The organism is Planomonospora algeriensis (genome assembly GCF_977012225.1).
This window is the reverse complement of record NZ_CDRNDK010000469.1, coordinates 1-4,682: the sequence shown is the minus strand read 5'-3', so window position 1 is coordinate 4,682 and position 4,682 is coordinate 1. Positions and strand designations below refer to the sequence as shown.

The window sequence follows — 4,682 nt, the reverse complement described above, 5'->3', positions numbered from 1 at the left end:
ATGTCAGTTAAGGCACTTAGTCCCTGTTTGTCTCACTTGAGCTTGGCACAGAGGGGCTGGGCGAGATCGATCCGGTTCTGCGGGCAAACGTCCGGTGGTTGGCCCGCTACCGGCATCCGCGGTGCGCCGGCCGCGCAGACATCGTCGACCGGCTGCGGGAAGTGTTCACCCTCCCGGCACCTCTGCTGGCCGGGGCCGAGGTGGTGGGAGATCGGTTGGCGGTGCTGCCGGCGTTGTTTCATCTGATGTGGTGCGGCGAGTTGGTCGCCGATCTGGACCGGGAGCGATTGAGCCCGACGACGCTGGTGCGGGCCGCTCGGCCGAAGGGCGGTCGCGGGTGAGCGCAAGAAACCGGCCGCAGCGGCCTGCGGGCCTGGCGATCGGTGACCGGATACGGGTGGCGGGGAAGCTGCGCACGGTGATCGCGGTGCTGGGCACAGAGGTGCGGTTGGCCGACACCGACGGCATGGTCACCGACATGGCCCTGGTCGAGTTGCAGACGGCCGAGGACGTCGAGATTGTCACCGGCTCGTCCCGTTCCCGCGTTCCTGCCACGACTCCGTTGGACGGGCTATCCGAGACGGTGGCGCAGGAGGCGTTGTGGTGGGAACGGCACATCGTCGAGGTGCTGCACGGTGTTCCACCGCACGCCCCGGAGGGGACCCGGCCGAAACCGGAGTACGACCCGGCCTGCGTGTCGTTGACCCGGCGGGAGCAGGCCAAGGCCGCGGAACTGACTGCGGCGGGCAGGCCGGTGACGGCGAGCGCGATCGCCAAACGGCGGCGCCGTTACGAGGCTCGCGGCGTGGTCGGAATGGTCGATCACCGGGTCGACAAGCCGGTCTCCCCGCATGGTCGGGTGGACCAAGCGGTGGTGGAGGCGATGCGCCAGGCGATCGGTGAAGCCACGCAGGAGTCCTCGCGGACGGCGACGTTCCTGTTTTGGCGGACCGAGCAGATCCTGGAGGCCGCGCATGGGCCCGGGGCAGTGAAGCTGCCGTCCCGGCGCAGCCTCTATCGGCTGCTGGACAGGTTATCGGCGGGCAAGCACACCATCGGGTCGGCCCGCACCCGCCGCTCGCTGGCGGCTCGCCCGGACGGCCCGTTCAGCGAGGTGGACGCGTGGGCGCCGGGCGAGGTGATGCAGATGGACTCCACCCCGCTGGATGTGCTGGTGCGGCTGGACGACGGAGTGGTCGGTCGGGTCGATTTGACCGGTGTGATCGATGTTGCGACCAGGACCGTGACGGCGGCGGTGCTGCGCCCGACGACGAAGTCGGTGGACGCCAGCGTGCTGCTGGCCCGCACCGTCACGCCCGAGCCGATGCGTCCCGGTTGGGCGCAGGCGCTGGCGATGTCTCGCTCGGCGCTGCCCTGGCAGCGGCTGCTGGACATCGACGCGCGGCTGGGGCACGCCGCGGCCCGCCCGGTCATCGTCCCCGAGACGATCGTGGTCGACCAGGGGAAGGTGTTCATCTCCCGCAACTTCCGCTCCTCCTGCAGTTTTCTAGGGATCAACCTGCAGCCCGTCCACGGCGCGTCGGGCTGGCAGAAGGGCCACATCGAGCGGATGCTCGGCTCGGTCGGCACGTTGTTCGCCCAGTTCGTGGCCGGCTACATCGGCAGCAACACCGAACGGCGAGGCCGCAACGTCGGGCAGCAGGCCGTGTGGTCCCTGCTTGAGCTGTCGGCGTACGACTTCAAGTGCAGAGGCAGGTACAAGTAAACGTGCAGAGATACGCCAGCGTGTCGGCGCGGTAGCGGACTGAGCAGCAGAAAGGCTTCCAGGGAGTGATGACCGTCCTGGGGGTGGCCGATGGTGCTGGAAGCCGAGCGATGGCTTGAGCTGCGCCGCTTCCGAGCGCTGCGGGACGCCGGAGCCACCCTGTCGGAGATCGCCCGGGAGACCGGGCTGAACTGGCGGACGGTCAAGAAATACCTCGAGGAAGACGCCTCTGCCGCACCTCCGACAGCCGCCCCGCGACCTGGACGCCGTAACCAGGTGATCCCTCCCTACGCGCCGATCATCGATGCGTGGCTGCGCGCGGAGATCCTTCTGAAGGGCACGGTCATCCACGAGCGCCTGGTGGAGGAGTACGGCTTCACCGGCAACTACCAGCGGGTCAAGCTCTACCTGCAAGAAGCCCGCCCACGCATCGCCGCCGAGCTCGGCTACACCCCCAGCGAACTGGCCCGGCTGCACCGCCGCTTCGAGGTCGTGCCCGGCGCCCAGGCCCAGGTCGACTGGGGCGACGAGGGTGCCGTCCTCGCCCACATGGGCATCACGAAGGTCTACTCCTTCCACATGGTGCTGTCGTATTCACGTGATCCGTTCTGCTGCTTCACCACCAGCATGGACCTGGCCACCTTCTGGGCCTGCCACCGGCGCGCGTTCGCGCACTTCGGCGGGGTCCCCGGCTCGATCGTCTACGACCGCACCAAGACCGTGATCCGCCGGCACGTCGCCCCCGGCCAGGCCGTTCCCCTGCATCCGGAGGCGGTGGCCTTCGCCGGGCACTACGACTTCACCATCGACGTGCTGGCCGCCTACCGGCCCACCGGCAAGGGCCGCGTCGAACGCCAGGTACGGATCGTGCGCGATCACGTCCTGGCCGGACGGGCGTTCTCCTCCCTGCACGAGCTGGACGAGGCGTTCTTGGCCTGGGTGCCGCTGCGCCGCCGCCGCACCCACGGCACGCACGGCGAGGTGATCGGCGTGCGCGCCGCCCGTGACCACGCCGCGCTGCGCCCGCTGCCGGCCCGTCCCTATCACGTGGTCAACCGGCACCTGCGCCACGTCGGCAAGGACTGCCTGGTCGCCTTCGAGGCCAACCTGTACTCCGTGCCCGCCACCAAGGTCTTCCACCGCCAGCTGGTCGAGGTGCGCGCCTCGGCCGCCACCATCAGCCTGCACGCGACCGTTCCCGACGAGCACGGCGTGACACTGCTGGCCGTGCACCCCCGCGCTGTCGGCCGCGGCGCTCACGTCGTCGATCCCGACCACTGGAAGGCCCTGCCCGACGGGCACACCCGCGCCACCACCACCAGCCACGAGGACCCGCCCGCCCCGCGCACCCGGCAACCGGACAAGCCGTCCGCGGCCCTGCGGTTCCTGCTCGCCCGCGCCGATGCCGCCCAGATCACCGTCGGCCGACGGCCGCTGGCGGTCTACGACCAGATCACCGGAACCGGCCCGTTCACCACCCCGACGACACCGTAGAAGGACACCCATCACCGTGAGCGAGCTGGTCACCACCCGCATCCGCGCCACCGCCGCCAAGCTCGGCCTGCCCCACCTGGCCGAGGCCCTGCCGGTCCATCTGTCGCGCGCCGACGCCGCCCAGATGGGCTATCTCGACTTCCTGGACCTGCTGCTGGAAGAAGAGCTCGCCGTCCGCGAGGAGCGCCGGCTGCGCCATGCCTTGCGCATCTCCAAGATGCCGCACCACAAGAGCATCGAGGAGTACGACTTCTCCTACCAGCCCGAGCTCGACCCGCGCCGGGTCCGCGACCTGGCCACGCTCGCCTTCGTCGAGGCCAAGGCCAACGCCGCGCTGCTGGGCCCGCCCGGGGTGGGCAAGACCCACATCGCGGTGGCGTTGGCGGTGGCCGCCTGCCGCGCCGGCTTCACCATCTACTTCACCACGCTGGACGACATGGTCCGCCAGCTCAAGGCCGCTGATGCGATCGGCCGGCTGACCAGCAAGCTGCGCACCTACCTGCGCCCGCACGTCCTGGTCCTGGACGAGGTCGGCTACCTGCCGCTGGATCGCGACGAGGCCAACCTCGTCTTCCAGATGATCTCCAAGCGGTATGAGAAGGGCTCCATCATCCTGACCTCCAACAAGGCCTTCAGCAAAGCGCACATGTTCACCCGAACGTGTGTCAGGTGAGGCCGAAACTGCACGGGTTCAGCCGCGCAAGGAAAGGCGTGTCTGTGGCAAAGGCGGTCAGCTGTTCTCCGGCCTCCAATAGGTCACGGCGGAGGTGTCCCAGGACTGCCAGCCAGCAGCGCACTCCTGTTCGGGGCGCGAGCCGTCAGGAGGTGGGCCTGATGCGTGAGTGCTGCGCCAGGAACCAGTCGGTGGCGATGTCGGTTTCCGTGATGCGCCCGATCAGTGCCAAGGCCGAGCTGATACTCTCTGGCCCCTCCGCGGGATTGTCGAGGACGTCGCCATCGCTGATCTGGAAGCGCAGTCCCTCCATCAGGTGATCGAGCGCGTGCGGGTCGTCGCCGGACCGTATCCAGTTCTCCGGCGAGAGCGGGTCGAAGGAGACGACCGTGTGGCCGTCGCGGGCGTAATCGAAGTAGGCGTTGTGGTTGATGTCCATGAGGAGGCCGAGGGCTTGGCGGCCGCCTTCGGTGACGGAGCGCAGGAACTCGCCGTGGCCGTGCGCCGGCACGATGCCCATCCAGCCGTTGACCTCGGCCACCCAGCGGGATTCGTCGTTGAGGTGGTGGTCGAGAATCTCGCTTAGGTAGCACGGGGTCCGGGTGGCGAGGTCCAGATGGAAGATTCGGGCGAGGGCATCGAGGTCCGCACCCTTGATCCACATGGCGCTGAAGCCCAGCGACCACAGGTCTTGGTCATCATCGAGTCCCTCGGTGAAGATGGCCGAGACCAGAACCTGCGTTCCGCAGATGTGTGTCCGGCCTAGTGCACGGATCTGCAGGTTGAACT

At 68.7% G+C, this 4,682-nt stretch carries 5 protein-coding genes; 4 read left to right on the top strand and 1 reads right to left on the bottom strand.

Annotated elements, in window-relative coordinates:
* Positions 1–98: 98 nt before the first annotated feature.
* From ACWJ6R_RS30440 to istB, 4 genes are all read left to right on the top strand, one after another.
* Positions 99–341 (top strand): hypothetical protein, encoded by a 243-nt coding sequence (locus tag ACWJ6R_RS30440; protein ID WP_449065525.1) that lies wholly within the window; start codon positions 99–101, stop codon positions 339–341.
* A complete protein-coding gene (locus ACWJ6R_RS30435; RefSeq protein ID WP_449065524.1) occupies positions 338–1,726 on the top strand; it encodes an integrase catalytic domain-containing protein in 1,389 nt (462 codons plus the stop codon). Before ACWJ6R_RS30440 ends, ACWJ6R_RS30435 begins: the two co-directional genes overlap by 4 nt.
* A gap of 90 nt (positions 1,727–1,816) precedes the next feature.
* A complete protein-coding gene (gene istA / locus ACWJ6R_RS30430) occupies positions 1,817–3,220 on the top strand; it encodes an IS21 family transposase (protein WP_449065523.1) in 1,404 nt (467 codons plus the stop codon).
* 16 nt (positions 3,221–3,236) lie between these two features.
* On the top strand, positions 3,237–3,893 hold the full coding sequence (gene istB / locus ACWJ6R_RS30425; protein ID WP_449065522.1) for an IS21-like element helper ATPase IstB: 657 nt from the start codon (positions 3,237–3,239) through the stop codon (positions 3,891–3,893).
* Positions 3,894–4,038: 145 nt separating this feature from the next.
* On the opposite strand, the gene ACWJ6R_RS30420 is transcribed toward istB, so the two are convergent.
* The coding region (locus tag ACWJ6R_RS30420; protein WP_449065521.1) for a DUF6461 domain-containing protein at positions 4,039–4,682 on the bottom strand (644 nt) is incomplete at its 5' end.

Coding starts and splice junctions, on each gene's coding strand:
- istA (WP_449065523.1), top strand. CDS start 1,817: ATGGTGCTGGAAGCCGAGCGATGGCTTGAGCTGCGCCGCTTCCGAGCG.